The sequence below is a fragment of the Lysobacter sp. GCM10012299 genome (genome assembly GCF_042649405.1).
GTDB lineage: Bacteria > Pseudomonadota > Gammaproteobacteria > Xanthomonadales > Xanthomonadaceae > Lysobacter_J.
The window spans coordinates 111,605-137,118 of the sequence record NZ_JBHRZC010000005.1 but is presented as its reverse complement, the minus strand read 5'-3'; the positions used below and the strand labels follow the sequence as shown (position 1 = coordinate 137,118).

21 protein-coding genes are annotated in these 25,514 nt (G+C 66.7%); 11 read left to right on the top strand and 10 right to left on the bottom strand.

All coding sequences use genetic code 11. The features are described from left to right. Positions 1–66 precede the first annotated feature (66 nt). Positions 67–2,436 (bottom strand): DNA translocase FtsK, encoded by a 2,370-nt coding sequence (locus tag ACFOPO_RS14655; protein ID WP_386704078.1) that lies wholly within the window; start codon positions 2,434–2,436, stop codon positions 67–69. A 203-nt stretch (positions 2,437–2,639) separates the two neighbouring features. Next, on the bottom strand, positions 2,640–3,710 hold the full coding sequence (gene ald, locus ACFOPO_RS14650) for an alanine dehydrogenase (protein ID WP_386704077.1): 1,071 nt from the start codon (positions 3,708–3,710) through the stop codon (positions 2,640–2,642). Positions 3,711–3,994: 284 nt separating this feature from the next. Here ald and trxB point away from each other — a divergent pair, with 284 nt between their 5' ends. The 4 genes from trxB (at position 3,995) to infA (ending at position 7,212) form a co-directional block, all read left to right on the top strand. Continuing rightward, a complete protein-coding gene (gene trxB, locus ACFOPO_RS14645) occupies positions 3,995–4,948 on the top strand; it encodes a thioredoxin-disulfide reductase (protein WP_386704075.1) in 954 nt (317 codons plus the stop codon). A 58-nt stretch (positions 4,949–5,006) separates the two neighbouring features. Continuing rightward, positions 5,007–6,152, top strand: coding sequence for a GNAT family N-acetyltransferase (locus ACFOPO_RS14640; RefSeq protein ID WP_386704074.1), 1,146 nt, complete (start codon positions 5,007–5,009; stop codon positions 6,150–6,152). Then, positions 6,149–6,895 carry a leucyl/phenylalanyl-tRNA--protein transferase gene (gene aat, locus ACFOPO_RS14635; protein ID WP_386704073.1) on the top strand — a complete coding sequence of 249 codons (747 nt, stop codon included), beginning with the start codon at positions 6,149–6,151 and terminating at the stop codon, positions 6,893–6,895. The genes ACFOPO_RS14640 and aat overlap by 4 nt, the downstream gene beginning before the upstream one ends. Before the next feature lie 98 nt (positions 6,896–6,993). Beyond that, positions 6,994–7,212 carry a translation initiation factor IF-1 gene (gene infA / locus ACFOPO_RS14630; protein WP_031372296.1) on the top strand — a complete coding sequence of 73 codons (219 nt, stop codon included), beginning with the start codon at positions 6,994–6,996 and terminating at the stop codon, positions 7,210–7,212. Positions 7,213–7,330: 118 nt separating this feature from the next. Here infA and clpA read toward each other — a convergent pair whose 3' ends face one another. After that, the gene (clpA, locus tag ACFOPO_RS14625; RefSeq protein ID WP_386704071.1) at positions 7,331–9,610 is read right to left on the bottom strand and encodes an ATP-dependent Clp protease ATP-binding subunit ClpA; all 2,280 of its coding nucleotides are present in this window, start codon (positions 9,608–9,610) and stop codon (positions 7,331–7,333) included. Positions 9,611–9,776: 166 nt separating this feature from the next. Further along, positions 9,777–10,097: an ATP-dependent Clp protease adapter ClpS gene (clpS, locus tag ACFOPO_RS14620; protein ID WP_386704070.1), complete on the bottom strand. Its 321-nt coding sequence runs from the start codon at positions 10,095–10,097 to the stop codon at positions 9,777–9,779. A gap of 138 nt (positions 10,098–10,235) precedes the next feature. Between clpS and ACFOPO_RS14615 the strand changes: the two genes are divergently transcribed. From ACFOPO_RS14615 to hflD, 4 genes are read left to right on the top strand one after another with little or no spacing between them, the layout of a single operon-like run. Continuing rightward, entirely contained in the window at positions 10,236–10,712 is a 477-nt protein-coding gene (locus ACFOPO_RS14615) for a hypothetical protein (RefSeq protein ID WP_386704173.1), read from the top strand. Between the two features lies 1 nt (position 10,713). Next, entirely contained in the window at positions 10,714–11,193 is a 480-nt protein-coding gene (locus tag ACFOPO_RS14610) for an NUDIX hydrolase (protein WP_386704068.1), read from the top strand. Between the two features lie 10 nt (positions 11,194–11,203). Then, the gene (mnmA, locus tag ACFOPO_RS14605) at positions 11,204–12,328 is read left to right on the top strand and encodes a tRNA 2-thiouridine(34) synthase MnmA (protein WP_386704066.1); all 1,125 of its coding nucleotides are present in this window, start codon (positions 11,204–11,206) and stop codon (positions 12,326–12,328) included. 14 nt (positions 12,329–12,342) lie between these two features. Beyond that, positions 12,343–12,942 (top strand): high frequency lysogenization protein HflD, encoded by a 600-nt coding sequence (gene hflD / locus ACFOPO_RS14600; RefSeq protein ID WP_386704064.1) that lies wholly within the window; start codon positions 12,343–12,345, stop codon positions 12,940–12,942. A gap of 26 nt (positions 12,943–12,968) precedes the next feature. Here hflD and ACFOPO_RS14595 read toward each other — a convergent pair whose 3' ends face one another. From ACFOPO_RS14595 to ACFOPO_RS14580, 4 genes are all read right to left on the bottom strand, one after another. Further along, positions 12,969–13,094, bottom strand: a complete 126-nt coding sequence (locus ACFOPO_RS14595) for a hypothetical protein (protein ID WP_267902957.1) — start codon at positions 13,092–13,094, stop codon at positions 12,969–12,971. Positions 13,095–13,338: 244 nt separating this feature from the next. After that, positions 13,339–15,924, bottom strand: a complete 2,586-nt coding sequence (acnB, locus tag ACFOPO_RS14590) for a bifunctional aconitate hydratase 2/2-methylisocitrate dehydratase (protein WP_386704062.1) — start codon at positions 15,922–15,924, stop codon at positions 13,339–13,341. Between the two features lie 59 nt (positions 15,925–15,983). After that, positions 15,984–16,427 carry a type II toxin-antitoxin system VapC family toxin gene (locus ACFOPO_RS14585; protein ID WP_386704060.1) on the bottom strand — a complete coding sequence of 148 codons (444 nt, stop codon included), beginning with the start codon at positions 16,425–16,427 and terminating at the stop codon, positions 15,984–15,986. Between the two features lie 3 nt (positions 16,428–16,430). Then, positions 16,431–16,676: an AbrB/MazE/SpoVT family DNA-binding domain-containing protein gene (locus ACFOPO_RS14580; RefSeq protein ID WP_158730873.1), complete on the bottom strand. Its 246-nt coding sequence runs from the start codon at positions 16,674–16,676 to the stop codon at positions 16,431–16,433. Between the two features lie 239 nt (positions 16,677–16,915). On the opposite strand from ACFOPO_RS14580, the gene acnA reads away from it, so the two are divergent. Further along, positions 16,916–19,675: an aconitate hydratase AcnA gene (acnA, locus tag ACFOPO_RS14575; protein ID WP_386704059.1), complete on the top strand. Its 2,760-nt coding sequence runs from the start codon at positions 16,916–16,918 to the stop codon at positions 19,673–19,675. Between the two features lie 101 nt (positions 19,676–19,776). On the opposite strand, the gene ACFOPO_RS14570 is transcribed toward acnA, so the two are convergent. Then, positions 19,777–20,223 (bottom strand): nuclear transport factor 2 family protein, encoded by a 447-nt coding sequence (locus ACFOPO_RS14570; RefSeq protein WP_386704058.1) that lies wholly within the window; start codon positions 20,221–20,223, stop codon positions 19,777–19,779. Between the two features lie 184 nt (positions 20,224–20,407). On the opposite strand from ACFOPO_RS14570, the gene ACFOPO_RS14565 reads away from it, so the two are divergent. Both ACFOPO_RS14565 and ACFOPO_RS14560 read left to right on the top strand, forming a co-directional pair. Next, positions 20,408–22,108, top strand: coding sequence for a long-chain fatty acid--CoA ligase (locus ACFOPO_RS14565; protein ID WP_386704056.1), 1,701 nt, complete (start codon positions 20,408–20,410; stop codon positions 22,106–22,108). A gap of 175 nt (positions 22,109–22,283) precedes the next feature. Beyond that, positions 22,284–23,159 carry a crotonase/enoyl-CoA hydratase family protein gene (locus ACFOPO_RS14560; protein ID WP_386704055.1) on the top strand — a complete coding sequence of 292 codons (876 nt, stop codon included), beginning with the start codon at positions 22,284–22,286 and terminating at the stop codon, positions 23,157–23,159. A gap of 179 nt (positions 23,160–23,338) precedes the next feature. Here the strand turns inward: ACFOPO_RS14560 and ACFOPO_RS14555 are convergent, their stop codons facing one another. Further along, positions 23,339–25,513, bottom strand: a complete 2,175-nt coding sequence (locus ACFOPO_RS14555) for an ATP-binding protein (RefSeq protein ID WP_386704053.1) — start codon at positions 25,511–25,513, stop codon at positions 23,339–23,341. Between the last annotated feature and the right edge of the window lies 1 nt (position 25,514).

Sequence of the window (25,514 nt, the reverse complement as noted above, 5' to 3'; positions counted from 1 at the left end):
TGCCGTCGAAAAGATGAATGGAGGCATGAACGGGGCTGGGCGCCCCGTCGCCTGACCGCGGCCGCCCTACTTGGGCGGCGGCGGGGCCAGCACGCTGCGATCGCCGTTGTGCTCGGGAGGCGTGACCACGCCGGCCATTTCCATGGCCTCGATCAGGCGCGCGGCGCGGTTGTAGCCGATCTTCAGGCGCCGCTGCACGCCCGAGATCGAAGCGCGCCGGGTCTCGGTGACGATGCGTACCGCTTCGTCGTAAAGCGGATCGGATTCGTCGCCGCCACCGCCGCCGCTTTCCGGCAGGCCGGTCGCGCCGACGACAATGCCGTCGCCCATCGTCTGCACTTCGTCGAGCACGCCCTGGATGTAATCCGGGCCGCCGCCGACCTGCTTGAGATGCTCGACCACGCGATGCACTTCCTCGTCGGAGACGAACGCACCGTGGACGCGCTCGGGCATCGCCGTGCCCGGCGGCAGGTACAGCATGTCGCCGTGGCCGAGCAGCGTTTCCGCGCCGGACTGGTCGAGGATGGTGCGCGAGTCGATCTTGCTCGACACCTGGAAGGCGATGCGCGTGGGGATGTTGGCCTTGATCAGGCCGGTGATCACGTCCACCGACGGACGCTGCGTGGCCAGGATCAGATGGATGCCGGCGGCGCGCGCCTTCTGCGCCAGGCGGGCGATGAGCTCTTCGACCTTCTTGCCGACGATCATCATCATGTCGGCAAATTCGTCGATGAAGATGACGATGAACGGCAACGTCTCCAGCGGCTGCGGTGCCTCGCCGAGTTCGGCGGCATTTTGATTGAATGCCGGCTTGAACAGCGGGTCCATCATCGGCTGGCCCGCTTCTTCCGCGTCCTTGACCTTCTTGTTGAAGCCGGCCAGGTTGCGCACGCCCACTGCCGACATCAGCTTGTAGCGGCGCTCCATTTCGGCCACGCACCAGCGTAGGCCGTTGGCGGCCTCCTTCATGTCGGTCACGACCGGCGCGAGCAGGTGCGGGATGCCCTGGTATACAGAGAGTTCCAGCATCTTCGGGTCGATCATCAGCATCCGCAGGTCCTTCGCGGAGGCCTTGTACAGCAGCGACAGCACCATCGCGTTGACCGCGACCGACTTGCCCGAGCCGGTGGTACCGGCCACAAGCAAATGCGGCATGCGCGCCAGGTCGGCCACCGTCGGGCGGCCGGCGATGTCCTTGCCCAGCGCCAGCGTCAGCGGGCTGGTCGACTTGTCGTATTCCTTCGAGCGCAGCAGCTCCGACAGGAAGATCATCTCGCGCGATGTGTTCGGCGTTTCCAGGCCAACCACCGACTTGCCCGGGATCACGTCGACCACGCGCACCGACTTCACCGACAGGCCGCGGGCGATGTCCTTGTCGAGCGAGCTGATCTGGCTGACCTTCACGCCCGGCGCCGGTTCCAGTTCGAAGCGCGTGATCACCGGGCCCGGATAGGCGCCGACCACCTGTGCATCGATGCGGAAGTCCTTGAGCTTGAATTCGATCTGGCGCGACAGCGTTTCCAGCGTGTCTTCGCTGTAGCCCTTGGGCTGCGGCTTCGGGTCGTCGAGCAGCGCCAGCGGCGGAATGCCGGTGCCGTCGCCGACGTGGAACAGCGGGATCTGCTGTTCGCGCTTGGCGCGCTCGCTCTTCTCCACCACCGGCGCCGGTGGCGGTTCGATCTTGACCGGGGCACGCTTGGCGCGCAGTTCCGTGTCGACCTTGCGTGCTTCTTCGCGCTCCTCGCGGAACGCGCGCGTCTGCTGCCACTCGGTCGCCTGCTTCTCGCCCTGGCGGAACAACTTGCTTACCGTCGGCCCGAGCGCCAGCACCCACTGGCCGATCTTGTCCATCACCGCGAACCACGACAGGCCCGTGGCGAGCGTCACCGACACCAACAGCAGTGCCAGCAGGAACAGGTTTCCGCCCACTGGACCGAAACCGAGATAGAGCGATTTGCCAACCAGCCGGCCGAGCATGCCGCCGCTGCCGGCCGAGAACGAATCCGGCGACGCGACACGCAGGTGCAGCAGGCCCGTGGCGGCTACCAGGAACCCGACGATGCCGATCAGTCGCAGTGCCGGCCCCAGGTCGGCATCACCATCGCCGTCCTCATCCATGCCGAACAAGGCGATCCAGGCGACCGCACCCAGCATCAGCGGCAGCAGGAATGCGACGTAGCCACACAGGTACAGGAGGATGTCCGCGGTGAAGGCACCGACGCGGCCACCGACGTTGTGCAGCGGCGCGGTGATGCTGCCCGCATGCGACCAGCCCGGGTCCGCCGGGGAGAACGTCACCAGGCTCGCAAGCAGGTACAGCAGCACGGGCGCGATGATGATCAGCGCGATGTCGCGCATGAGACGTTGCCGCCGCGGCGAAGGCGGCAGCTTTTCGGCCGTGACTTTCTTGCGGCTGGCTGTGGACGCTTGCGCCACCGTGATGTTCTGCCTTAGCTAGCTACTGTTAGTTGTTGAATATACGCCAGAAAAGATGCGAAAAGCGAGTCAACGGCACGGTTCTGGCGCCAAAGGATCCTAACCGAAGCCTTCAGGGACCGGAGGGACCTGCCCGCCGGAAACGAAACGGGGAGCGCCAGTCACCCGGCCCTCCCCGTTCGATGTCGCGATCTGGCTTGGCTTTAGAGCTTCATGTCCAGCAGCGCCGGGTGCACCAGCTTGCCGCCTTCGACGTTGATGCCGCGGACCAGCGCCTGGTTCTGGCGCCAGGCATCGCCCGAGGCCAGCTTGTTGACCCACGGCAGGATCGCCGCGCAGATCGCCTGCGAGCTCGTCTGCGGCACGGCGCCCGGCATGTTGGTCACGCAGAAGTGGGTCACGCCCTCTTCGACGTAGGTCGGCTCCTTCCAGGTGGTCGGACGCGAGGTCTCGAAGCAGCCGCCCTGGTCGATCGAGATGTCGACCACGACGCTGCCGTCCTGCATGCCCTTGAGCATCTCGCGGGTCAACACGTGCGGCGCGCGTGCGCCGGTGACCAGCACTGCGCCGACGACGAGGTCGGCCGAGGCCACTTCACGCGCGACGACGTCGGCGTACGGATAGAGCGTCGTGACGTTGTTGCCCAGGCGCATCATCTGGTCCATGCGGTCCTGGCGCATTTCGAACACGACCACATTGGAACCACCGGCCGCTGCCAGCGCCGCCGAGGCGCTGCCGGCCTGGCCGGCACCGAACACGACGACCTTGCCGCGCTCGGTCGACGGCAGGCCGCCGAGCAGCTTGCCCTTGCCGCCTTCGGGCTGGTGCAGCAGGTGCGTGCCGACCTGCACCGCGATCTTGCCGGCGATAACCGACATCGGCGCCAGCAACGGCAGGTCGCCGTTGGGCAGCTCGACGGTCTCGAAGGCGATGCCGGTCAGGCCGATGTCAAGCAGCTGCTTCGTCAGCGCCGGCTCGGCCGCCAGGTGCAGGTAGCAGAACAGCAGGTGGTCCTTGCGCAGGTGCTTGAGGTCGCCAGCGATCGGCTCCTTCACCTTCACGATCAACTGGCCCTTCTCGTACAGCTCAGCGGCATCGGCGGCGATCTTCACGCCCAGCTGGGTGTACTGCTCGTCCTTGAAGCCCGACTTGACGCCGGCATCCTTCTCGATCCAGACCTCATGACCGCGCTTGACCAGGTCGCCGGCGGCTGCCGGAACGAGCGCTACGCGCCCTTCGAGGGTCTTGGTTTCCTTGGGAACGCCGATCCGCATGTCTCTACCTTCAAATGTTGATGCAAGTGTTGAATCACCCAGGCGGGCATGCACGGGCGATCCGAGGGAATGACGCAAAAAAGCGCCGCAGGTGCGGCGCGTACCGCTATTGTCCTTCACAAGCCGGACAGGGCTCACGGCGCAGTGCAACATTGCGTCCGCAAAGCGATCCTTGTGTTGCCGGGATGCCGCCTCCAAGCTATGGGTTCAGCTACCCGACACACGCCAGCGTATGGCGGCAAGCTCGCCAACGCCTTTCAATCCATCAGCCCGCGATTATACCAATGACCCCATCGAAGCACTCCCACGTGATCATCCTCGGCTCCGGCCCGGCCGGCTGGACCGCGGCCGTCTACGCCGCGCGCGCCAATCTCAAGCCGCTGGTGATCACCGGCCTGCAAATGGGCGGCCAGCTGATGACCACGACCGAAGTCGACAACTGGCCGGGCGACGCCCACGGCCTGATGGGCCCGGACCTGATGGCGCGCATGCAGGCGCATGCCGAGCGCTTCGACACCGAGGTGGTCTTCGACCACGTCCATACCGCCGACCTTTCCTCGCGCCCGTTCAGGCTCGTCGGCGACAGCGGCGAGTACACCTGTGACGCGCTGATCATCGCCACCGGCGCGACTGCGAAGTACCTGGGCCTGCCGTCGGAGGAGATGTTCAAGGGCCGTGGCGTGTCCGCCTGCGCGACCTGCGACGGCTTCTTCTACAAGGAGCAGGACGTGGCGGTGATCGGCGGCGGCAACACCGCGGTCGAAGAAGCGCTGTACCTGTCCAACATCGCCCGCAAGGTCTACCTGGTGCACCGCCGCGACACGCTGCGCGCCGAGAAGATCATGCAGGACAAGCTGTTCGCGAAGATCCAGTCCGGCAAGATCGAACCGATCTGGCACCACGAGGTCGACGAAGTGCTCGGCAACGACGCCGGAGTGACCGGCCTGCGCGTGAAGTCGGTGCAGGACGGCTCGACCCGCGACGTGCTGATCCACGGCCTGTTCGTCGCCATCGGCCACACCCCGAACACCTCGCTGTTCGAAGGCCAGCTGGAAATGAAGAACGGCTACATCACCATCCGCACCGGTCTCGACGGCAACGCCACGCAGACGTCGGTGCCGGGCGTGTTCGCCGCCGGCGACGTCGCCGACCAGGTCTACCGCCAGGCCATCACCTCCGCCGGCTTCGGCTGCATGGCCGCGCTGGACGCGGAAAAATTCCTCGACAAGGAAGGTTGATCCTGCAGGACGGAGTCCTTGTGCCTGGCGCAACGGACTCCTTCCTTCCCGCCCCCGCATGGCTGCGCCGCGCATCATCGCTTCGCTGTCGGACATCCCCGCCTCGCAATGGGATGCACTGCACGATGGCGCCAATCCGTTCGTCAGCCATGCCTTCCTCAGCGGCCTGGAACAGCACGGCTGCCTGCGCGCGCAATGGGGCTGGACGCCGCAACACCTGACGCTGTGGGAAGGCGAGGAACTGGTCGCTGCGGCCCCCGCCTACCTGAAAGGGAACTCGCACGGCGAGTTCGTCTTCGACCATGCCTGGGCGCACGCCTATGCACAGCACGGGCTCGAGTACTTTCCCAAGTGGCTGTGCGCCGTGCCCTACTCGCCCGTCACCGGCCCGCGGTTGCTGGCACGCGACCCGGCCATGCAGGCCGAACTGGTCAAGTGCCTGGCAGCGCTGTGCGCCGGCAATGAACTTTCTTCGGTGCACGTCAACTTCCACCGTGACGACGAGGACGCGACGTTCGACCGCGAGTGGCTGTCGCGGGTCGACGTGCAGTACCACTGGCGCAACGATCGCGGCTGGAAGACGTTCGACGAATACCTTGCTGCGTTCGACCACAAGCACCGCAAGAACATCCGTCAGGAACGTGCGAAGGTCGCGCGCACTGGGGTGACCTTCCGCGTGGTCGAAGGTCGCGATGCAAGCGACGACGACCTCGCCGCGATGCACGGCTTCTACCTGCAGACCTTCGCCGAGTACGGCAATCGCCCTGCCCTGACGCTGGAATTCCTGCGCCATCTCGCACGCGCGATGCCGGCGTCGCTGGTGATGTTCCTGGCGATGCGCGACGGCGGCCCGATTGCCGGCGCACTTTGCCTGCGCGGCGGCGACACGCTGTACGGACGCTATTGGGGCGCCCACGAAACAGCCCCGGGCCTGCACTTCGAGACCTGCTACTACCAGGGCATCGACTATTGCCTCGCCAATGGGCTGACCCGCTTCGAGCCCGGCGCACAGGGCGAGCACAAACTGGCGCGCGGCTTCCTGCCGACCCTCGTGCGCAGCCGGCACTGGGTGGCGGACCCCCAGTTCCGCGCGGCATTGCGTGACTGGTGCGCGCAGGAGTCGGCCGCGGTACGCAGGTACGCGGCGACGCTGGTCGGGCATTCGCCCTTCAAGCCCATGGCCGATGCATCATCGCCACCATGACGGCCCTGCCCGCCCTGCTGCCAGACGATCCCGAGGCGCCCTTCCCGCCCGTCGGGCAGGCGTTGCGCCAGCCCGACGGGCTGCTTGCCGTGGGAGGCGACCTCACGCCGGCCCGTCTCCTCAATGCCTACCGGCACGGGATCTTCCCCTGGTACTCCCAGGGCCAGCCGATCCTGTGGTGGAGCCCGGATCCGCGCACGGTGTTCGCCACCGATGCCGTGAAGCTGTCGTCGAAGTTCCGCCGCGGCCTGCGCCACAGCGAGTGGACCGTGCGTGCCGACACCGCGTTTGAGGAAGTGGTCGAGGTCTGCGCGCGGATCCGCCGGCCGGGCCAGCGCGGCACCTGGATCACCCGGGAAATGCAGGTTGCCTATCGTCGCCTGCACGCGCTCGGCCACGCGCATTCGTTCGAAGTGTTCGGGGGCGAAACCCTCGTCGGCGGCATCTACGGCGTGGCGGTGGGCCGCATGTTCTTTGGCGAGAGCATGTTCAGCCACGAATCGGGGGGCTCAAAGGTCGCCCTCGCGGCACTTGCCTGGCACCTGCATCGCTGGGGCTGGCCGCTGATCGACGCCCAGGTCGAGAACCCGCACTTGTTGAGCCTGGGGGCCCGGTCCTGGCCGCGCGATGCCTTCGTCGCGCGGGTCGCAGAGATGGTGGCGCTGGAGGGCCTCCCTGGCCGCTGGAGCGCCCGCGTGGGCGACTGGGCGGCGCGGCAACTGGCCGGCCTGCTGCCCGATTAACCGTTTTTTTGCAACGGCGGCGCGCGCATGGCAAAATACGGGGCTTCGTTCCGTCCCTCATCCTGAGGCACGGGCGCTCCACGCATTTCAGGAACCACATGGCAAAAGACGACGTGATCGAATTCGAGGGCACGGTGGCGGAAACCCTTCCGAACACCATGTTCCGGGTGCGCCTCGAAAACGGGCACGAGATCATTGCCCACATCTCCGGCCGCATGCGCAAGAACTACATCCGCATCTTGACCGGCGACAAGGTGAAGGTCGAAATGACCCCGTACGACCTGACCAAGGGTCGTATCACTTACCGCATGAAGTAATAGCGGTAAGCCATTGAATGAAAAAGGCGGCCATGGGCCGCCTTTTTTGTTGCCCCTCTCCCTGGCGCCTTCGGCGCCTGCCCCTCTCCCACAAGGGGAGAGGGGAGCAGTCGGCCGATCAGACCGTAGCCGGGAGGAGCTTCTCCGGCTCGGCCTGCGCCTCGACCACCAGCTCATCGTCCTTGACGTCGATGCTGACGCGGCCGCCATTGACCAGCTTGCCGAACAGCAGCTCGTCCGCCAGCGGGCGCTTGATCTTGTCCTGGATCACGCGGGCCATCGGGCGCGCACCCATCAGCGGGTCGAAGCCATGCTGGGCCAGCCAGTCGCGCGCGGTCGGCGTCGCCGACAGCGTCACGTCCTTGTCGTGCAGCTGCGCTTCCAGCTCGATCAGGAACTTGTCGACCACGCGCAGGATGTGCTCGAAGCCCAGCGCCTGGAACTGCACGACCGCATCGAGGCGGTTGCGGAATTCCGGGGTGAAGCTGCGGCGGATCACTTCCATCGCATCGGTCGAATGATCCTGCTGGGTGAAGCCGATCGTCCTGCGCGAAGCCTGCGCCGCGCCGGCGTTGGTGGTCATCACGAGGATCACGTTCTTGAAGTTGGCTTCGCGGCCGTTGGTGTCCGTGAGCACGCCGCGGTCCATCACCTGCAACAGGATGTTGAAGATGTCCGGATGCGCCTTCTCGACCTCGTCCAGCAGCAGCACGCAGTGCGGCGTCTTGACGATCTTCTCGGTCAGCAGGCCGCCCTGGTCGAAGCCGACGTAACCCGGGGGCGCACCGATCAGGCGGCTGACCGAATGCGGCTCCATGTACTCGGACATGTCGAAGCGCACCAGCTCGATGCCCAGCTGCAGCGCGAGCTGCTTGGTCACCTCGGTCTTGCCGACGCCGGTGGGGCCGGCGAACAGGAAGTTGCCGATCGGCTTGTCCGGATTGCCCAGGCCCGAGCGGGCCAGCTTGATCGCCGAGGTCAGCGTGTCGATCGCCGGATCCTGGCCGAAGATCACCATCTTCAGGTTGCGCTCGAGGTTGCGCAGCACGTCCTTGTCGGAGGCGCTGACCTGCTTGGTCGGGATCCGCGCCATCTTGGCGACGATCGTCTCGATCTCCTCGACGTCGATCAGGCTCTTGCGGATATCGAGCGCGAGCAACCGCTGGCGCGCGCCGGCTTCATCGATCACATCGATGGCCTTGTCCGGCAACAGGCGGTCGCCGATGTGCTTGACCGACAGGTCCACCGCGGCCTGCAGCGCGTCATCGGCGTAGGTCACGCCGTGGTGCGCCTCGTACTTGGGCTTGAGGCCCTGCAGGATCTCGTAGGCCTCGCCCACCGTCGGCTCGACGATGTCGATCTTCTGGAAGCGCCGTGCCAGCGCACGGTCCTTCTCGAAGATGCCGCGGTATTCCTGGAACGTGGTCGAACCGATGCAGCGCAGGTCGCCCGACGCAAGCGCCGGCTTGATCAGGTTGCTGGCGTCCATCGTGCCGCCGCTGGCACTGCCTGCGCCAATGATGGTGTGGATCTCGTCGATGAAGAGCACGGCCTCCGGCAGCTTCTTGAGCTGCGTCAGCACGGCCTTCAGGCGCTTCTCGAAGTCGCCGCGGTACTTGGTGCCGGCCACCAGTGCGCCCAGGTCGAGCGCATAGATGGTGGCGTCGGCCAGCACGTCCGGGACGTCGCCGTCGACGATGCGCTTGGCCAGGCCCTCGGCGATCGCCGTCTTGCCGACGCCGGCCTCGCCCACGTACAGCGGGTTGTTCTTGCGGCGGCGGCACAGCACCTGGATGGTGCGCTCGACCTCGTCGGCGCGACCGACCAGCGGGTCGATCTTGCCGTCGCGGGCCAGCTGGTTGAGGTTGACCGCGAACTCGGCCAGGGCATCGCCCTTGCCCTCGCCATCGCCTTCACCCGGGGGCGACTCGCCCTCTTCCTGCGAACGCGCGGATTCCTCGCCACCCTGCTTGGCGATGCCGTGGGAGATGTAATTGACGACGTCGAGGCGGGCGACGTCCTGCTGGTTGAGGAAATAGACCGCGTGCGAGTCCTTCTCGCCGAAGATCGCCACCAGCACATTGGCGCCGGTGACTTCCTTCTTGCCCGAGGACTGGACGTGGTAGACGGCGCGCTGGAGCACGCGCTGGAAACCCAGGGTCGGCTGCGTGTCGCGGTCGACGTCTTCGGGCAGCACCGACACCGAGGTGGCGATGGCCTGTTCCAGGTCGGTGCGCAGGCGCGGGAAGTCGACCCCGCACGCCTTCAGCACAGCTTCGGCGGACGGGTTGTCGAGCAGCGCGAGCAGCAGGTGTTCGACCGTCATGTACTCGTGGCGCGCCTCGCGGGCGCGCTTGTAGCACTGGCCGATGCTGTATTCGAGATCCTTGCTGAACATGGGGCGAGAGCCTCCGGAAACTACTGCCGTCCTAGATGGGGGTGGGACTGGCGAATTCCATGCCGCCTGCAAGGCCCGCCGCAAGTCCCTTCCTTGACCGTTGGACCGGCCGCGGCAGCGGCAGGTTCCACCCTTCTTACTGGTCGAGACGTGCTAAGCAGAACTTTTAGGCCTTTTCCATCGTGCACAGCAAGGGGTGTTGGTTGAGCCTTGAAAATTCGTTCACCTGCGCCACCTTGGATTCTGCAACTTCGCGGGTGAAAACCCCGCACACACCCCGGCCGCGGGTATGCACGTGCAGCATGATCTGGGTGGCTTTTTCGGCGTTCATGGCGAAAAAGCGCATCAGGACCTCGACCACGAAGTCCATCGGGGTGTAGTCGTCGTTCAGCAGCAGGACGGAGTACAGCGGCGGTCGGGCGACCTCCGGCTTGCCGGTTTCCACCATTACGCCGTGGTGATGTTCGTGTTCGGTCTGTTTGGCCATGCCCGAATTATAGGGCCCGGGCGCATTGCGGTCGTGGACTCCCATGCCCGGGCGCCGGCACAATGCCGCTCAATCCCCGCCGGGGTCCAGGAGCCAAACTTGATGCGTCTGCTTGCTGCGTTGCCTGCCACGTTGCTGATGGCGCTTTCATCGATGCCGGCGATGGCCGCCGACACCGGCATGCCCGCCGGTGAAACGCAGCGTCCTGTTGCCGATGCGCTGGTCGCCCGGCACCTGGACAGCCTCAAGTACCGCTACGAGGTGGACGAGGACGGCGACTACAAGCTGACCTTCGAGGTCGACGACAAGCGCAGCCAGCTTGCCTACGTGCTGTCGGCGACCGAAAAGTTCGGCAACCTCCAGGTTCGCGAGATCTGGTCGCCGGCCTATCGCGCGACCGGACAGCAGTTCCCGGTCGACGTCGCCAACCGCCTGCTCGAGGACAGCCAGTCGAGCAAGCTCGGCGCGTGGGTCAAGCAGGGCGACATGGCCGTGTTCGTGGTGAAGATCGCCGCCGACGCCTCGGCAGGCGAACTCGATGATGCGCTCGACTTCGTCCTGCGCTCGGCCGACCAGATGGAAGCATCGCTGACCCAGGGCAAGGACGAATTCTGAGATGAGTTACCGCGAAGGCCGGTTCTGGCAACCCGACGTGACCGTGGCAACGGTCGTCGTCGATGGCGGACGGCTGCTGATGGTCGAGGAATCGGTCGGCGGGCAACTGGTGCTGAACCAGCCCGCAGGCCATCTGGAGCCGGACGAGAGCCTGTTCGAGGCGGCGCTGCGCGAAACGCTGGAAGAAACCGGCTGGGATGTGCGCCTGACCGCATTCGTCGGTGCCTACCAGTGGAAGGCGCCCGTCAATGGCGATGGCGGCGGCGGTCGGCATTACCTGCGCTTCGCCTTCGCCGCGGAACCGGTGAGGCACGATCCCGCGCGACCGCTCGACGAAGGCATCGTCCGGGCGCTGTGGATGACGCCCAGCGAGCTGCAGGCGGCCCACGGGCGCCACCGCAGCCCGCTGGTGTGGCGGGCGGCGGCAGACTTCCTGGCGGGGCGCAGGTACCCGCTGGAGCTGGCCCAGCACCTGGCATGACCTTGCTGATATGAGTGCGGCGCAGGCAAGAACCATCGTCGGCATGTCCGGGGGCGTCGATTCCTCGGTGGCCGCCCTGCACCTGCGCGATGCCGGCGAACCGATTGCCGGGTTGTTCATGCAGAACTGGGCCGATGACGGCAGCGGCGATTGCCGCGCCGAGGACGACCGCCGCGACGCGGTCGCGGTGTGCGGCCGGCTCGGCATCCAGATCCATTTCCGCGACTTCTCCGGCGAGTACTGGGCCGGTGTGTTCGAGCACTTCCTGGCCGAGTACGCCGCAGGCCGCACGCCCAACCCCGACGTGCTGTGCAACCGCGAGATCAAGTTCAAGCATTTCCTCGACGCGGCACGCGAGCTGGGAGCGGAGTTCATCGCCACCGGCCACTACGCCCGCGTCGAGGCGTCCGCCGGCCGCCACCTGCTCCTGCGTGCAGCCGACCGCAGCAAGGACCAGAGCTACTTCCTGCATCAGCTTGGGCAGTCGCAGCTGGCGGCGACCCGCTTCCCGCTCGGCGGGCTGCTCAAGCGCGACGTCCGCCAGATGGCGCTGGATGCGCGCCTGCCGACCGCAGCGAAGAAGGACTCCACCGGCATCTGCTTCATCGGCGAGCGTGATTTCCGCGAGTTCCTCGGCCGTTACCTGCCCGCACGCGAAGGCGAGATGCGCACCCCCGACGGCCAGGTGATCGGCCGCCATCCGGGCGTGTTCTATTTCACCCTTGGCCAGCGCGAGGGGCTGAACATCGGCGGTGTGCGCGGCTTCGAGCCGGCGCCGTGGTACGTGGTCGGCAAGGATGTGGCCGGCAACGTCCTGTACGTCGACCAGGGGTCCGACAGCCCCTGGCTGCTGTCACAAACGCTGTGGTCCGAGCCGGCGCACTGGATCGCCGGCGCACCGCCCTCGGCCCGTTTTGCCTGCACCGCGCAGACCCGCTACCGCCAGGCCGACGAGGCCTGCGAGGTGGGCGTGCGCGACGACGGCACCCTGGAAGTCCATTTCGCCCGCCCCCAACGTGCGGTTACGCCGGGGCAGTCGCTGGTGCTCTATGACGGCGACATCTGCCTGGGCGGTGCCGTCATCGCCGCCACCGACGCGCCGCTGGAAGAACGATTGAAGGCCCAAGCTGCATGAATCAAAGCAAATCCATGTCCACCCGTGTGCTGGCGCTGGCCGGGCTGGTCCAGGCGCTGGCGCAGGTGCGGCGCGTGGCCGATACCGGCCAGGCCAATGCCGCCATCCTCGGTACGGCGATGGACTCGGTGTTCCGGATCGATGCGCCCTCGCCCGCCGCGATCTACGGCGGCATCGAGGCGGTGCGCCCGGGACTGGCCCTGCTGCGCGACTATTTCAGCAACCAGCAGCGCGACGAGCAGTTGCCGCGCCTGGTACTGGCGGTGCTGCAGCTGGAGCGTCGCTTCGTGCGCGACGATGACATGGCGCAGCGCGTGCAGGCCGGTATCCGTGCGCAGGCGGGCAATGCCGAGCGCAGTGGCAGCAGCCACCCGGACGTGATGAATGCCCTGGGCAGTCTGTATGCCGAGACGCTGAGTCATCTGCGTCCGCGCGTGCTGGTGCAGGGCAATCCGCACTACCTGGGGCAGGCCACGGTGGTCGCCGAGGTACGCGCGATCCTGCTCGCCGCCGTGCGTTCGGCGGTGCTGTGGCGGCAGTGCGGTGGCAGCCTGTGGGATTTCCTGCTGCGCAGGCGCGAGCTGCTGGCGGCGGTCAAGGACCACCTGGGCTAACCGCACGCCTGGTTGGCGTGGCGCGCTCAGGCCAGCGGCAGGAGCGCTCCGCCGCTCTGTCCCCAGGCCCAGCACACGGCTGCGATCAAGGCGAGCGCGGCCATCCAGCGAAGCGTCTGTTCGACGCGATCCGTCCCCTTGTGCGTCTTCATGTTGTCCCCCTGACTGCGCGCGATGAAACGACAGTGCGCGGCGCAAGTCCTTGACTGTTGTCACGCACTGGACGCGCGGGGTCGGCCAGGTTCGCGGTTAGCGATGAACGGCACAGTCCGGGCCGTCATTCCCGCGAAGGCGTGGTCTTTTGGGCTGCCGAAGGGCAGCACTATCCATGGACGTCGCCTCAAAACAAAAGCCCCGGCATTGCCGGGGCTTTTGCTCAACGCAAGCCAGCCTGGATCAGGCCGCGACGGTCTCGGCTACCTGGCGGTAGTCCTCGATCTGGTCGAAGTTCATGTAGCGGTAGATCTCGGCACCCTTGGCGTTGATCACGCCGACGTCCGCCATGTACTCCTCGCGGGTCGGGATGCGGCCCAGGCGCGAGCAGATCGCCGCCAGTTCCGCCGAACCCAGGTACACGTTGGTGTTGCGGCCCAGGCGGTTGGGGAAGTTGCGGGTGCTCGTGGAGAACACCGTCGCGCCCTCGCGCGCCTGCGCCTGGTTGCCCATGCACAGCGAGCAGCCCGGCATTTCCATGCGCGCGCCGGCAGCGCCGAAGGTGCCGTAGTGGCCTTCCTTGGTCAGCTCGGAGGCATCCATCTTGGTCGGCGGCGCGACCCACAGGCGGGTCGGGATGTCGCGCTTGCCTTCCAGCAGCTTGGCGGCGGCACGGAAGTGGCCGATGTTGGTCATGCACGAGCCGATGAAGACTTCGTCGATGACCGCGCCGGCAACGTCGGACAACGTCTTCACGTCGTCCGGGTCGTTCGGGCAGGCCACGATCGGCTCGACGATCTGGTCGAGGTCGATGTCGATGACGGCGGCGTACTCGGCATCGGCATCGCCTTCCAGCAGCTGCGGGTTGGCCAGCCAGGCTTCCATCGCCTTGATGCGGCGCGCCAGCGAGCGCGGGTCGGCGTAACCCTCGGCGATCATCCACTTCAGCAGCGTGATGTTGCTGGTGAGGTATTCGATGATCGGTTCCTTGTCGAGCTTGACCGTGCAGCCGGCCGCCGAACGCTCGGCCGAGGCATCGGACAGTTCGAACGCCTGCTCGACCTTGAGCTGCGGCAGGCCTTCGATCTCGAGGATGCGGCCGGAGAAGATGTTCTTCTTGCCCTGCTTGGCGACGGTCAGCATGCCCTGCTTGATCGCGGCCAGCGGGATCGCGTTGACGAGGTCACGCAGGGTAACGCCCGGCTGCATGGTGCCCTTGAAGCGCACCAGCACCGACTCGGGCATGTCCAGCGGCATCACGCCGGTGGCCGCGGCGAACGCGACCAGGCCGGAGCCCGCCGGGAACGAGATGCCCACCGGGAAACGGGTGTGGCTGTCGCCACCGGTGCCGACGGTGTCGGGCAGCAGCATGCGGTTGAGCCAGGAGTGGATCACGCCGTCGCCCGGACGCAGGGAGATGCCACCGCGGTTGCTGATGAAGGCCGGCAGCTCGTGGTGGGTCTTGACGTCGACCGGCTTCGGGTACGCGGCGGTGTGGCAGAACGACTGCATCACCAGGTCGGCCGAGAAGCCCAGGCAGGCCAGGTCCTTGAGCTCGTCGCGGGTCATCGGGCCGGTGGTGTCCTGCGAACCCACCGAGGTCATCTTCGGCTCGCAGTAGGTGCCCGGGCGGATGCCGATGCCGTCCTGCAGGCCGCAGGCGCGGCCGACCATCTTCTGCGCCAGCGAGTAGCCCTTGCCGCTGTCGACCGGGTTCTGCGGCAGGCGGAACAGGGTCGACGGTGCCAGGCCCAGCGCTTCACGCGCCTTGGCGGTCAGGCCGCGGCCGACGATAAGCGGGATGCGGCCGCCAGCGCGGACTTCGTCGAACAGCACGTCGGACTTCACCGAGAACTCGGCGATGACCTGGCCGTCCTTGAGCGCCTTGCCTTCGTAGGGACGCAGTTCGACCACGTCGCCCATGTTCATCTGCGACACGTCGAGCTCGATCGGCAGTGCGCCGGCGTCTTCCATCGTGTTGTAGAAGATCGGGGCGATCTTGCTGCCCAGGCAGACGCCGCCGAAACGCTTGTTCGGGATGAAGGGGATGTCCTCGCCGGTGAACCACAGCACCGAGTTGGTGGCCGACTTGCGCGAGGAACCGGTGCCGACGACGTCGCCGACATAGGCGACCAGGTGGCCCTTGTCCTTCAGCGATTCGATGAACGCGACCGGGCCGCGCTTGCCGTCTTCTTCCGGCTCGATGCCGTCGCGGCGGTTCTTCAGCATCGCCAGGGCGTGCAGCGGGATGTCCGGGCGCGTGGTGGCATCGGGCGCCGGCGACAGGTCGTCGGTGTTGGTCTCGCCGGTCACCTTGAAGACGGTGATGGTCAGGCTGGCCGGAACTTCCGGACGGCTGGTGAACCATTCGGCGTCGGCCCAGCTCTGCAGCACGGCCCTGGCGTTGGCATTGCCGGCCTCGGCCTTTTCCTGCACGTCGTGGAAGGCGTCGAACATCAGCAACGTCTTCTTCAGCGCTTCGGCGGCGATGACGCCGACCTGGGCGTCGTCGAGCAGGTCGACCAGCGGATGGATGTTGTAGCCGCCCAGCATGGTGCCGAGCAGTTCGGTCGCGCGCTCGCGGCTGATCAGCGCGTTGACTTCGGTACCGAAGGCCACGGCGGCCAGGTACGAGGCCTTGACCTTGGCCGCGTCATCGACGCCGGCCGGGACGCGGTTGGTGATCAGATCGATAAGGAACTCACCCTCGCCCGCCGGCGGGTTCTTCAGCAGCTCGATGACGTCAGCAGTCTGCTGTGCGGTCAGCGGCAGCGGCGGGATGCCCAGCGCGGCGCGCTCGGCAACGTGGTGGCGGTAGGCTTCCAACATGGTTCTCTCCATAAAAACTGCGGCGTTGTGCTTGATGCGGTCAGACGAACTTGATGCCCCTACAAAGCTTTGGGCACGATGATCTTCAGACCCTTGAAGTAGTCGCGGAAAAACCCGGCGTCGCGGGTGATGAGGCCGGCGCACTGCAGCAATGCGTGGGCGCCCACAATGAAGTCCGGCACGGTGCGCGGGGAAATCTGGCCGCCCTGCCCCGTGGCCCGGCGCTGGTTGAAGCGGCGCTGCATCTCGCCTGCGCGGATCGCCGAACGGCGTTCCACCGGGAGGTAACGCATCCCCATCTCCTCGACCACGTCCATGATGTCGGTGCCGTGGCCCAGGCCGGCGGTGATCTCGCTGACCACGACGTCGCAGAGCACCACCGGCCCTTGCGCCAATGCGTCGCGAACGCATTGTTCGGCGGCATCGGCCATGCTCGCGTCTTCGCCGAGCAGGTCGATCAGCACGGACGTGTCGATGGCGATGGTGTTGCCGGCAGGCGTCATGCGTCAGACGTCCACCGGATCGCCCGGTGCGCGTCCGCGCAGCTCGCGCATGATGTCGTCGGTGGTCACGCCTTCGGGCAGCTTGAAGCGGCCGCGGGCGCGCGAGATGGCGTCGTCCACGTTCTTGCGCAGGATGATGCGACCGCCCTCGAGCTCCACCTTGAGGTGGGTGCCCTTGGTCAGTCCGAGCGCATCGCGCACGGCCTTGGGCAGGGTGATCTGGCCTCGTTCGGCAACAATGGCTTCCACGGCGCACCTCCTCGGACGGACCTGCTCGGACAGATCAGGTATGCATGAATGATACATACCTTCCCGCCCATACTCAATCGCGCGCCCCTTGGCAAGCGCACAATGGGGCCCGCGTATTCAGGATCCGGACCGTCGTCCGCCCGCCTTAACGCGAGCAGCGGATAATCGAGCGGTCTCCGAGCCAGAATCTCCATTCAGCCTCAGCACGCCAGTCACAGCACGCCAAGGAGCTTTCCCCCATGTCCCACGACTCCTTCTCCACCCGCCGCCAGCTTGTCGTCAACGGCCGCATCCTTACCTACAACAGCCTGCCGGCCCTGGGTGAGAAGTTCGACATCCGCAAACTGCCCTACTCGATGAAGATCCTGCTGGAGAACCTGTTGCGCCATGAAGACGGCGGCATCACGGTCGGCAAGGAGCACATCGAGGCCGTGGCGAAGTGGGACGCCAGCAAGGAGCCCGATACCGAGATCGCCTTCATGCCGGCGCGCGTGGTGCTGCAGGACTTCACCGGCGTGCCGTGCGTGGTCGACCTGGCGGCGATGCGCGATGCGGTCAGCAAGCTCGGCGGCAACGCAGGCCAGATCAATCCGCTGATCCCGTCGGAACTGGTCATCGACCACTCGGTGCAGGTCGACGTGTTCGGCCGCGCCGATGCGCTGGACCTCAATGGCAAGATCGAGTTCGAGCGCAACATGGAGCGTTACAGCTTCCTGCGCTGGGGCCAGAAGGCCTTCCACAACTTCAAGGTGGTGCCGCCCAACACCGGCATCGTCCACCAGGTGAACCTGGAGAACCTGGCGCGCGTGGTGGTCGAACGCGAGGTCGATGGCGAACTGCTCGCCTTCCCCGACACCGTGTTTGGCACCGACAGCCACACCACGATGATCAACGGCATCGGCGTGCTCGGCTGGGGCGTGGGCGGCATCGAGGCCGAGGCGGCGATGCTCGGCCAGCCGTCGTCGATGCTGATTCCGCAGGTGGTCGGCTTCAAGCTCACCGGCAAGCTGCCCGAAGGCACCACCGCCACCGACCTGGTGCTCACCGTCACCCAGATGCTGCGCAAGCTCGGCGTGGTCGGCAAGTTCGTCGAGTTCTTCGGCGAAGGCCTGCCGCACCTGCCGTTGGCCGACCGCGCCACCATCGCCAACATGGCACCGGAGTACGGCGCGACCTGCGGCATCTTCCCGATCGATGCCGAGTCGCTGACCTACCTGCGCCTGTCCGGCCGCAGCGACGAGCAGGTCGCGCTGGTCGAGGCCTACGCGAAGGCGCAGGGCCTGTGGCACGAGCCGGGCCAGGCCGAGGCAAACTACTCGGCCACGCTCGAACTCAACCTCGCCGACGTCAAGCCGTCGCTGGCAGGGCCCAAGCGTCCGCAGGACCGGGTGCTGCTGAGCGACATGAAGTCCAACTTCACCGAGAACCTCGGCGACCTCACCGCCCACCGCGTCAACGGCAGCGTGCGGCGCATGGATGCCGAGGGCGGCCACCAGCCGCAGGCCGAGCACCTGGCGGCACGGCCGAAGTCGAAGATCCATATTCAAGACCAGGATGCGGAACTGGGCGATGGCTCGGTGGTGATCGCCGCGATCACTTCGTGCACCAACACCTCCAACCCGGCCGTGATGCTCGGCGCCGGCCTGCTCGCGCGCAACGCGGCCAGGCTCGGCCTCAAGGCCAAGCCGTGGGTCAAGACCTCGCTCGGACCGGGCTCGCTGGTGGTCACCGATTACCTGAAGAAGGCCGGCGTCCTCGACGACCTGGAGAAGCTCGGCTTCTTCGTCGTCGGCTATGGCTGCACCACCTGCATCGGCAACTCCGGCCCGCTGCCGGACGAAGTCTCGCGCGGCATCGCCGAGAACGATCTTGCCGTGGCATCAGTGCTGTCAGGCAATCGCAACTTCGAAGGCCGCGTCCACCCCGAAGTGAAGATGAACTACCTGGCTTCGCCGCCGCTGGTGGTGGCCTACGCCATCGCCGGCACGGTCGACATCGACCTCACCCGCGAACCGGTCGGACACACCCCGGACGGCCGCGCCGTGCACCTGCGCGACATCTGGCCGAGCAACAAGGAAATCGGCGATGTCATCGCCGCCACGGTCGGACCGGAGCTGTTCGCGCAGAACTACGCCGACGTGTTCAAGGGCGACTCGCGCTGGAACCAGATCGCCTCGCCGGAAGGCGAGTCGTTCGCCTGGGACGCCGCGTCGACCTACATCAAGAACCCGCCCTACTTCGACGGCATGAGCATGGCCGTGGGCACGATCAACGACGTCCACGGCGCCCGCATCATGGGCCTGTTCGGCGACTCGATCACCACCGACCACATCTCGCCGGCGGGCAACATCAAGAAAGATTCGCCGGCGGGCCGCTTCCTGGTCTCGCGCGGCGTGCAGCCGGTCGACTTCAACAGCTACGGCAGCCGCCGCGGCAACGACGACGTCATGGTCCGCGGCACGTTCGCCAACATCCGCATCAAGAACCTGATGCTCGGCGGCGAGGAAGGCGGCAACACGCTGTACTACGCCAAGGGTGGCGCGGCGCCGGAGAAGATGTCGATTTACGACGCGGCGATGAAGTACAAGGCCGAGGGCGTGCCGCTGGTGGTGATGGCCGGCAAGGAATACGGCACCGGTTCCTCGCGCGACTGGGCAGCCAAGGGCACCAACCTGCTCGGGGTGAAGGCGGTGATCGCCGAAAGCTTCGAACGCATCCACCGCTCCAACCTGGTCGGCATGGGTGTGCTGCCGCTGCAGTTCAAGGATGGCGAGAACGCGCGGACGCACGGCTTGGACGGTTCGGAGGAGATCAGCGTGACCGGCATCGATGACGGCCGCGCCCGCACCGCAACCGTGACCGCACGCCGCCCCGACGGCAGCGAGAAGCGCTTCGAAGTGCGCGTGCTGCTGCTGACGCCGAAGGAAGTCGAGTACTTCCGCCACGGCGGCATCCTGCATTACGTGCTGCGACAGCTGGCGGCGAAGAAGCCGGCGTAACAGGACGTCATCCCCGCGTAGGCGGGGATCCATGGACGTTGGTTCTCACCGCCGACGCGAACGTCCATGGATTCCCGCCTTCGCGGGAATGACGGGTCGCGCTACAGCTTCGGCACCCACGTCGCACTCGTCAGCCGCCACTCCCCGCCTTCCTCGCGCCAGCCGGTCTCGACCTCATAGAGTTGAGCGGCGTCGGGCAGCACCTCGCCAGATCCGCCGGTCAATGCCGCGGTGAATCGCGCCGTTGCATGGCCAGGTTGAAGCTGCACCGATACCGGCCCCAGCTGCACACCGATCTGGCGATGGCGCAGGAACATCAGCCGCGCGATCCTGCCCGCGCCGTCGCGATCGAGCGCATCGGGGCCGATGAAATCCTCGGCGAGCATCGCGTCGAGCACCGAGGCATCGCGTAGTTCGATGCCCTGCTGCAACGATTCCACGGACTGTCGAAGGCGTTGCTCCGGCGGCGTGCGGCTGCAACCGAACGCCGACAAGACCAGAAGCATCAGTGTCACGCTGCACCGCACAAACGCGTTCGTCGTCCGCATGCCCTGCCCCATGGTGTTCCCTCGGACCATGCTGCCACGCCGTCGCGGGCACTGTCGTGTTGCCCGAACGCGCCTTGCCAGCCTTGGGGGCCTATGCTCCAATCGCTGGAAGCACCGTACGGCGGCGCATTCGACACATGTGCCGCCGAAGGCTATCAACTGCGATTGGAGAGGGGATCGCGCGATGAGTTTTGAACGTCCTTGGCTGGCCCAGTATCCGCAGGGGGTTGCGGCCGAGATCGATGTGGACGAGTTCCCGTCCGTCGTCGCCGTGCTGGAAAACGCGATCGAGAAGTATCGCGACCGCCCGGCCTTCGCCAACCTCGGCAAGACCCTCACCTACGCCGAAATCGACCAGCTCAGCGCGCAGTTCGCCGCTTACCTGCTGGGCGAGCTGAAGCTCAAGAAGGGCGATCGCGTCGCGATCATGATGCCCAACTGCCTGCAGTACCCGATTGCCACGTTCGGCGTGCTGCGTGCCGGCCTGACGGTGGTCAACACCAACCCGATGTACACCGCGCGCGAGCTGCGCCACCAGCTGGTCGACTCCGGCGCCAACGTGATCCTGGTGCTCGACAACTTCGCCCACACCGTGCAGGAAGTGGTCGCCGACACCCAGATCAAGCAGGTCGTCACCACCGGCCTGGGCGACATGCTCGGCCTCAAGGGCGCGGTGGTGAACTTCGTCCTGAAGTACGTCAAGAAGATGGTGCCGGAGTACAACCTGCCCGGTTCGATCCGCTTCCGTGACGCACTGGCCCTGGGCCAGCGCCACAACCTGCCCGAGGTCGAGATCTCGCCGCAGGACATCGCCTTCCTGCAGTACACCGGCGGCACCACCGGCGTGGCCAAGGGCGCGATGCTGACCCATCGCAACCTGGTCGCCAACATGCAGCAGGCGGCGATGTGGGTGGGCACCGGCGTCAAGTACGGCGAGGAGGTGATCATCACCGCGCTGCCGCTGTACCACATCTTCGCGTTGACGGCGAACGGCCTGGTCTTCATGAAGTTCGGCGGCCTGAACTACATGATCACCAACCCGCGCGACATGAAGGGCTTCGTCAAGGAGCTCAAGAGCGTGCCGTTCACCGCCATCACCGGCGTCAACACGCTGTTCAACGGCCTGCTCAACACGCCGGGCTTCGACCAGATCGACTTCTCCAGGCTGCACCTGACCCTGGGCGGCGGCATGGCCGTGCAGCGCTCGGTCGCCGAGCGCTGGAAACAGGTGACGGGCGTGACCCTGGTCGAGGCCTACGGCCTGACCGAGACCTCGCCGGCGGCCTGCATCAACCCGATGGACCTGAAGGACTACAACGGTTCGATCGGCCTGCCGATCTCCTCCACCGACGCCTGCGTCAAGGACGAGAACGGCGTGACGCTGCCGATGGGCGAAGTCGGCGAGCTGTGCATCAAGGGCCCGCAGGTCATGAAGGGCTACTGGCGCCGGCCGGAGGACACCGCCGCGGTCATCGACGCCGAGGGCTGGCTGCACACCGGCGACATGGCACGGATGGACGACAGGGGCTTCTTCTTCATCGTCGACCGCAAGAAGGACATGATCCTGGTCTCGGGCTTCAACGTGTACCCGAACGAGGTCGAGGACGTGATCGCGATGATGCCTGGGGTTTTGGAGGTGGCTGCCGTAGGCGTCCCGGACGACAAGTCGGGCGAGGCGGTCAAGGTGGTCATCGTCAAGAAGGACCCGTCCCTCACCGCCGAGCAGGTCAAGAGCCACGCCCGCGAGCACCTGACCGGCTACAAGCACCCGCGTTACGTCGAGTTCCGAACCGAGCTGCCAAAGACCAATGTCGGCAAGATCCTGCGCCGCGAGCTGCGTGACAGCCCGGCCGCGAGCCCTGCCGCAAGCCCGACCGCCCACTGAACCGGGCCGGGCCCCGGCCCGGCCATTGCCCGCCATTACGCCCGCAAGGCCCCACGGCCTTGCGGGCGTTTGCATTTACAGGCATAGAATCGAGCGGTCGGACGCACCCCCTTGATCGCATTGCCGTCCCGAACAGCGCGACCGGCCGGACGGTTATATCCACGGAGGATTCGCAATGTCAGCTGTTTATCCGTTCCATCGCACTGCAACCGGTCGCAACCTTCGCGTCGTCGAGGAAACCGAACGCGGCGTCTACTGGTGCCACATGCATGCCGGCGCGGTGCCGGGCCGCCGTGCCTGCTTCTCGATGGACCTGGTGGACGACATCATCCAGTACCAGCACGGCCTCGGTGATCGCCTTCGCGCGGCCGCCGCCAAGAACAACACCCTGACCCACGTGGTGCTGGCCTCCGACGCCGATGCCTTCAACCTGGGGGGCGACCTGGACCTGTTCTGCCGCCTGATCCGTGCCGGCGACCGCGACGGCCTGCTGACCTATGCCCGCCAATGCGTGCGTGGCGTGCATGCCTTCCACGACGGCCTCGGCGCAGGCGCGCACAGCATCGCGCTGCTCCAGGGTGACGCACTGGGCGGTGGTTTCGAAGCTGCGCTGAGCTGCCACACGATCGTCGCCGAGGAAGATGTGCTGATGGGCCTGCCGGAGGTGCTGTTCGACCTGTTCCCGGGCATGGGCGCCTATTCGTTCCTGTGCAAGCGCGTCACCCCGCACCTGGCCGAGAAGCTGATGCTGGAAGGCAACATGTTCAGCAGCCAGGAAATGCACAAGATGGGCCTGGTCGACGTGCTGGTGCCGCGCGGCGAAGGCGTGGCGGCGGTCGAGGACGTGATCCGCGCCAACCGTCGCATCCCGCATGCACGCGCCGCGATGCACCAGGTGCGGCAGATGACCCAGGCGGTGACGCTGGACGAGATGATGCGCATCACCGAAGTCTGGGTCGACACCGCGCTGCAGCTGGGCGACAAGTCGCTGCGGACGATGGATCGATTGGTGCGGGCGCAGGAACGTCGTGCAGCGAACGGGGCTGCCTGACAGGACAAGCCCGCAAGGCAAGGCAAGCCGCAAGGCAATGACTGATCGGGGAAACGCAGGAGCATCAGGCAGGTTCGCGCCCGCCTGACAGGAAGTACCGGCAAGACGTGAAAAACCAGGGGAACCAGCGCCCGCGGGAGGGGAAATCCGGCGGGCCGGATCCATTCCCTCAAATCCGCTTAGCGCTCGCCTTCTCCACGGGAGGCCCGCTGCCGCTCGCGCGCGTCGAGCGCGGCCCGGCCCTGCGCCATGCGCTCGCCCAGGCCGTTGAGCCGGGCCTGCCACTCGCGCGCCAGCTGCCAGTCCGGCAGCCGCATGATCTCGCCGCTGACGGCGGCCAGCTTGTTCAGCCCAAGGTTGCTGGCCACGCCCTTGAGCGCATGCGCCTGTTCGCGCGCGGCATCCCAGTGGGCCTGCTCGCCGGCCTTGCGCAGCTCGACCATGCAGCCGTCGGCGTCGCGCAGGCACTGGGCGATGAACTCGCGCTCGAAGCCTGCACCCATGCCCAAGGCGCCGAGCTCGTCCAGCACCGAACTGTCGAACGTGCCGTCACCCATGGGCAGCTCGCTTCGCAGCGCCACCAACGGCGCGCCCACGCGGGCGTTGGCAGCGATGTCGGCCAGGGTGTCGAGCAACCGCACCGTCGACACCGGCTTGGCCAGGAAGGCGCGCGCGCCGGCCTGTTCGCAGGCGCGGATCGATTCCGGAGTGACGTCGGCGCTGAGGATCAGCACCGGCGTGCGGCGGCCGCCACCGGCCTCCATCACCCGCAGCTGGCGCAGCAGGTCGAGGCCGCTGACGTCGGGCATGTGCAGGTCGGCGATGACCGCGTCGTAATCGGAGCCGGAAACCGCATCGAGCGCATCACCGCCGCCATCGACGCAGGTGACGCGGTGGCCGGCCTTCTGCAGCAGGCGTTGCAGCACCATCCGGTTGGCGACGTGGTCGTCGGCGACCAGGATGCCCAGGCTGCGGACGCGGGCGCGGTGGCGCAGGAACGGATCGGAGAAGGCAATGACGTTGGCCGAGCCGGCGTTTTCCGCACGTCCCGGCAACGAATCGTCGTGCGCGGCGTCGGCGGCATCGGCGTCATTGGCCACCCGCTCGAACGGCAGCTCCACCCAGAAGCGGCTGCCACGCTGCTCCACGCTTTCGAAGCCGATGCTGCCGCCCATGGCCTCGGTCAGGCCCTTGGCGATCGTGGTGCCCAGGCCGGTGCCGCCATAGCGACGGGCCAGGCTGACGTCGGCCTGCTCGAACGCTTCGAACAGGCGCTGGCGCATCGCCAGCGGCACGCCGATGCCGGTGTCGATCACGGCAAAGCGCAGTCGCACCTTGTCCGTGCCCTGGTCGACCACGGTCACTTCAAGGCGGACCGAGCCCTTGTCGGTGAACTTGATGGCATTGCCGGCCAGGTTGATCAGCACCTGGCGCAGGTGCACGACGTCGCCGCACAGGCTGCCGGGCACGTCGGCGGCGATCGCCGCTTCGTAGCGGATCTCCTTGGCGCGCGCCTGCGGCTGCAGGATCAGGCCGATGCTTTCGACCAGTTCCTGCGGAATGAACTCCACCAGGTCCAGCTTGACCTTGCCGGCCTCGATCGCGGAGATGTCGAGCACGTCCTCGACCAGCGCCAGCAGGCTGCGGGTGGACGCCTGGATGGTGCTCAGGCACTCGCGCTGCTCGGCATCCAGGCGCGTGGTGGCGAGCAGCTCGCTCATGCCGGCCAGGCCGTTGAGCGGCGTGCGGAACTCGTGGCTCATGTTGGCCAGGAAGCGGCTCTTGGCCTCGTTGGCCTTGCGCGCGTCATCGACCGCCCGGGTCAGGGCGTTGAGCAGCGAATCGAAGTACAGCGGCACCGCGCCCAGGCCCAGCAGCAGGCCCCAGGCCAGGTACGGATTGCTGCGCCAGTACGGCGAGATCAGGATCACCGCCAGGAACGAGGCGGTGGCCAGCGCCGTGGCGATGCGCAGGTAACGGCTGCCATAGCGCATGCCGTTGCCGATCGTCACCCACAGGTACACGGCATACAGCGGCGCGGCGGGCTCGCCCTGGATGCACATGATCGCGCCCATCGCCGAGTAGTCGGTGAGCATGCCGATCCAGCGCCGCACGTGCGAAACGCCGGGTGATACCAGGATCGCGGCCAGCAGGCCCAGCGCCACCAGCAGCTCGCCGAGCAGGATCATCCACGTCAGCGGCAGGGTGTTGTCGGCGCCGTCCAGGTGCAGGAAACGCCAGCCCAGGTACGTCGAGAACAGCGCCGTGATGACGATGCGGACCAGGTCCTGGGCGTGTTCGCTGTCCGGCCGTGCGGCCAGGCGCGTCTTCAGCTTGTTCAGGACCAGAACCATG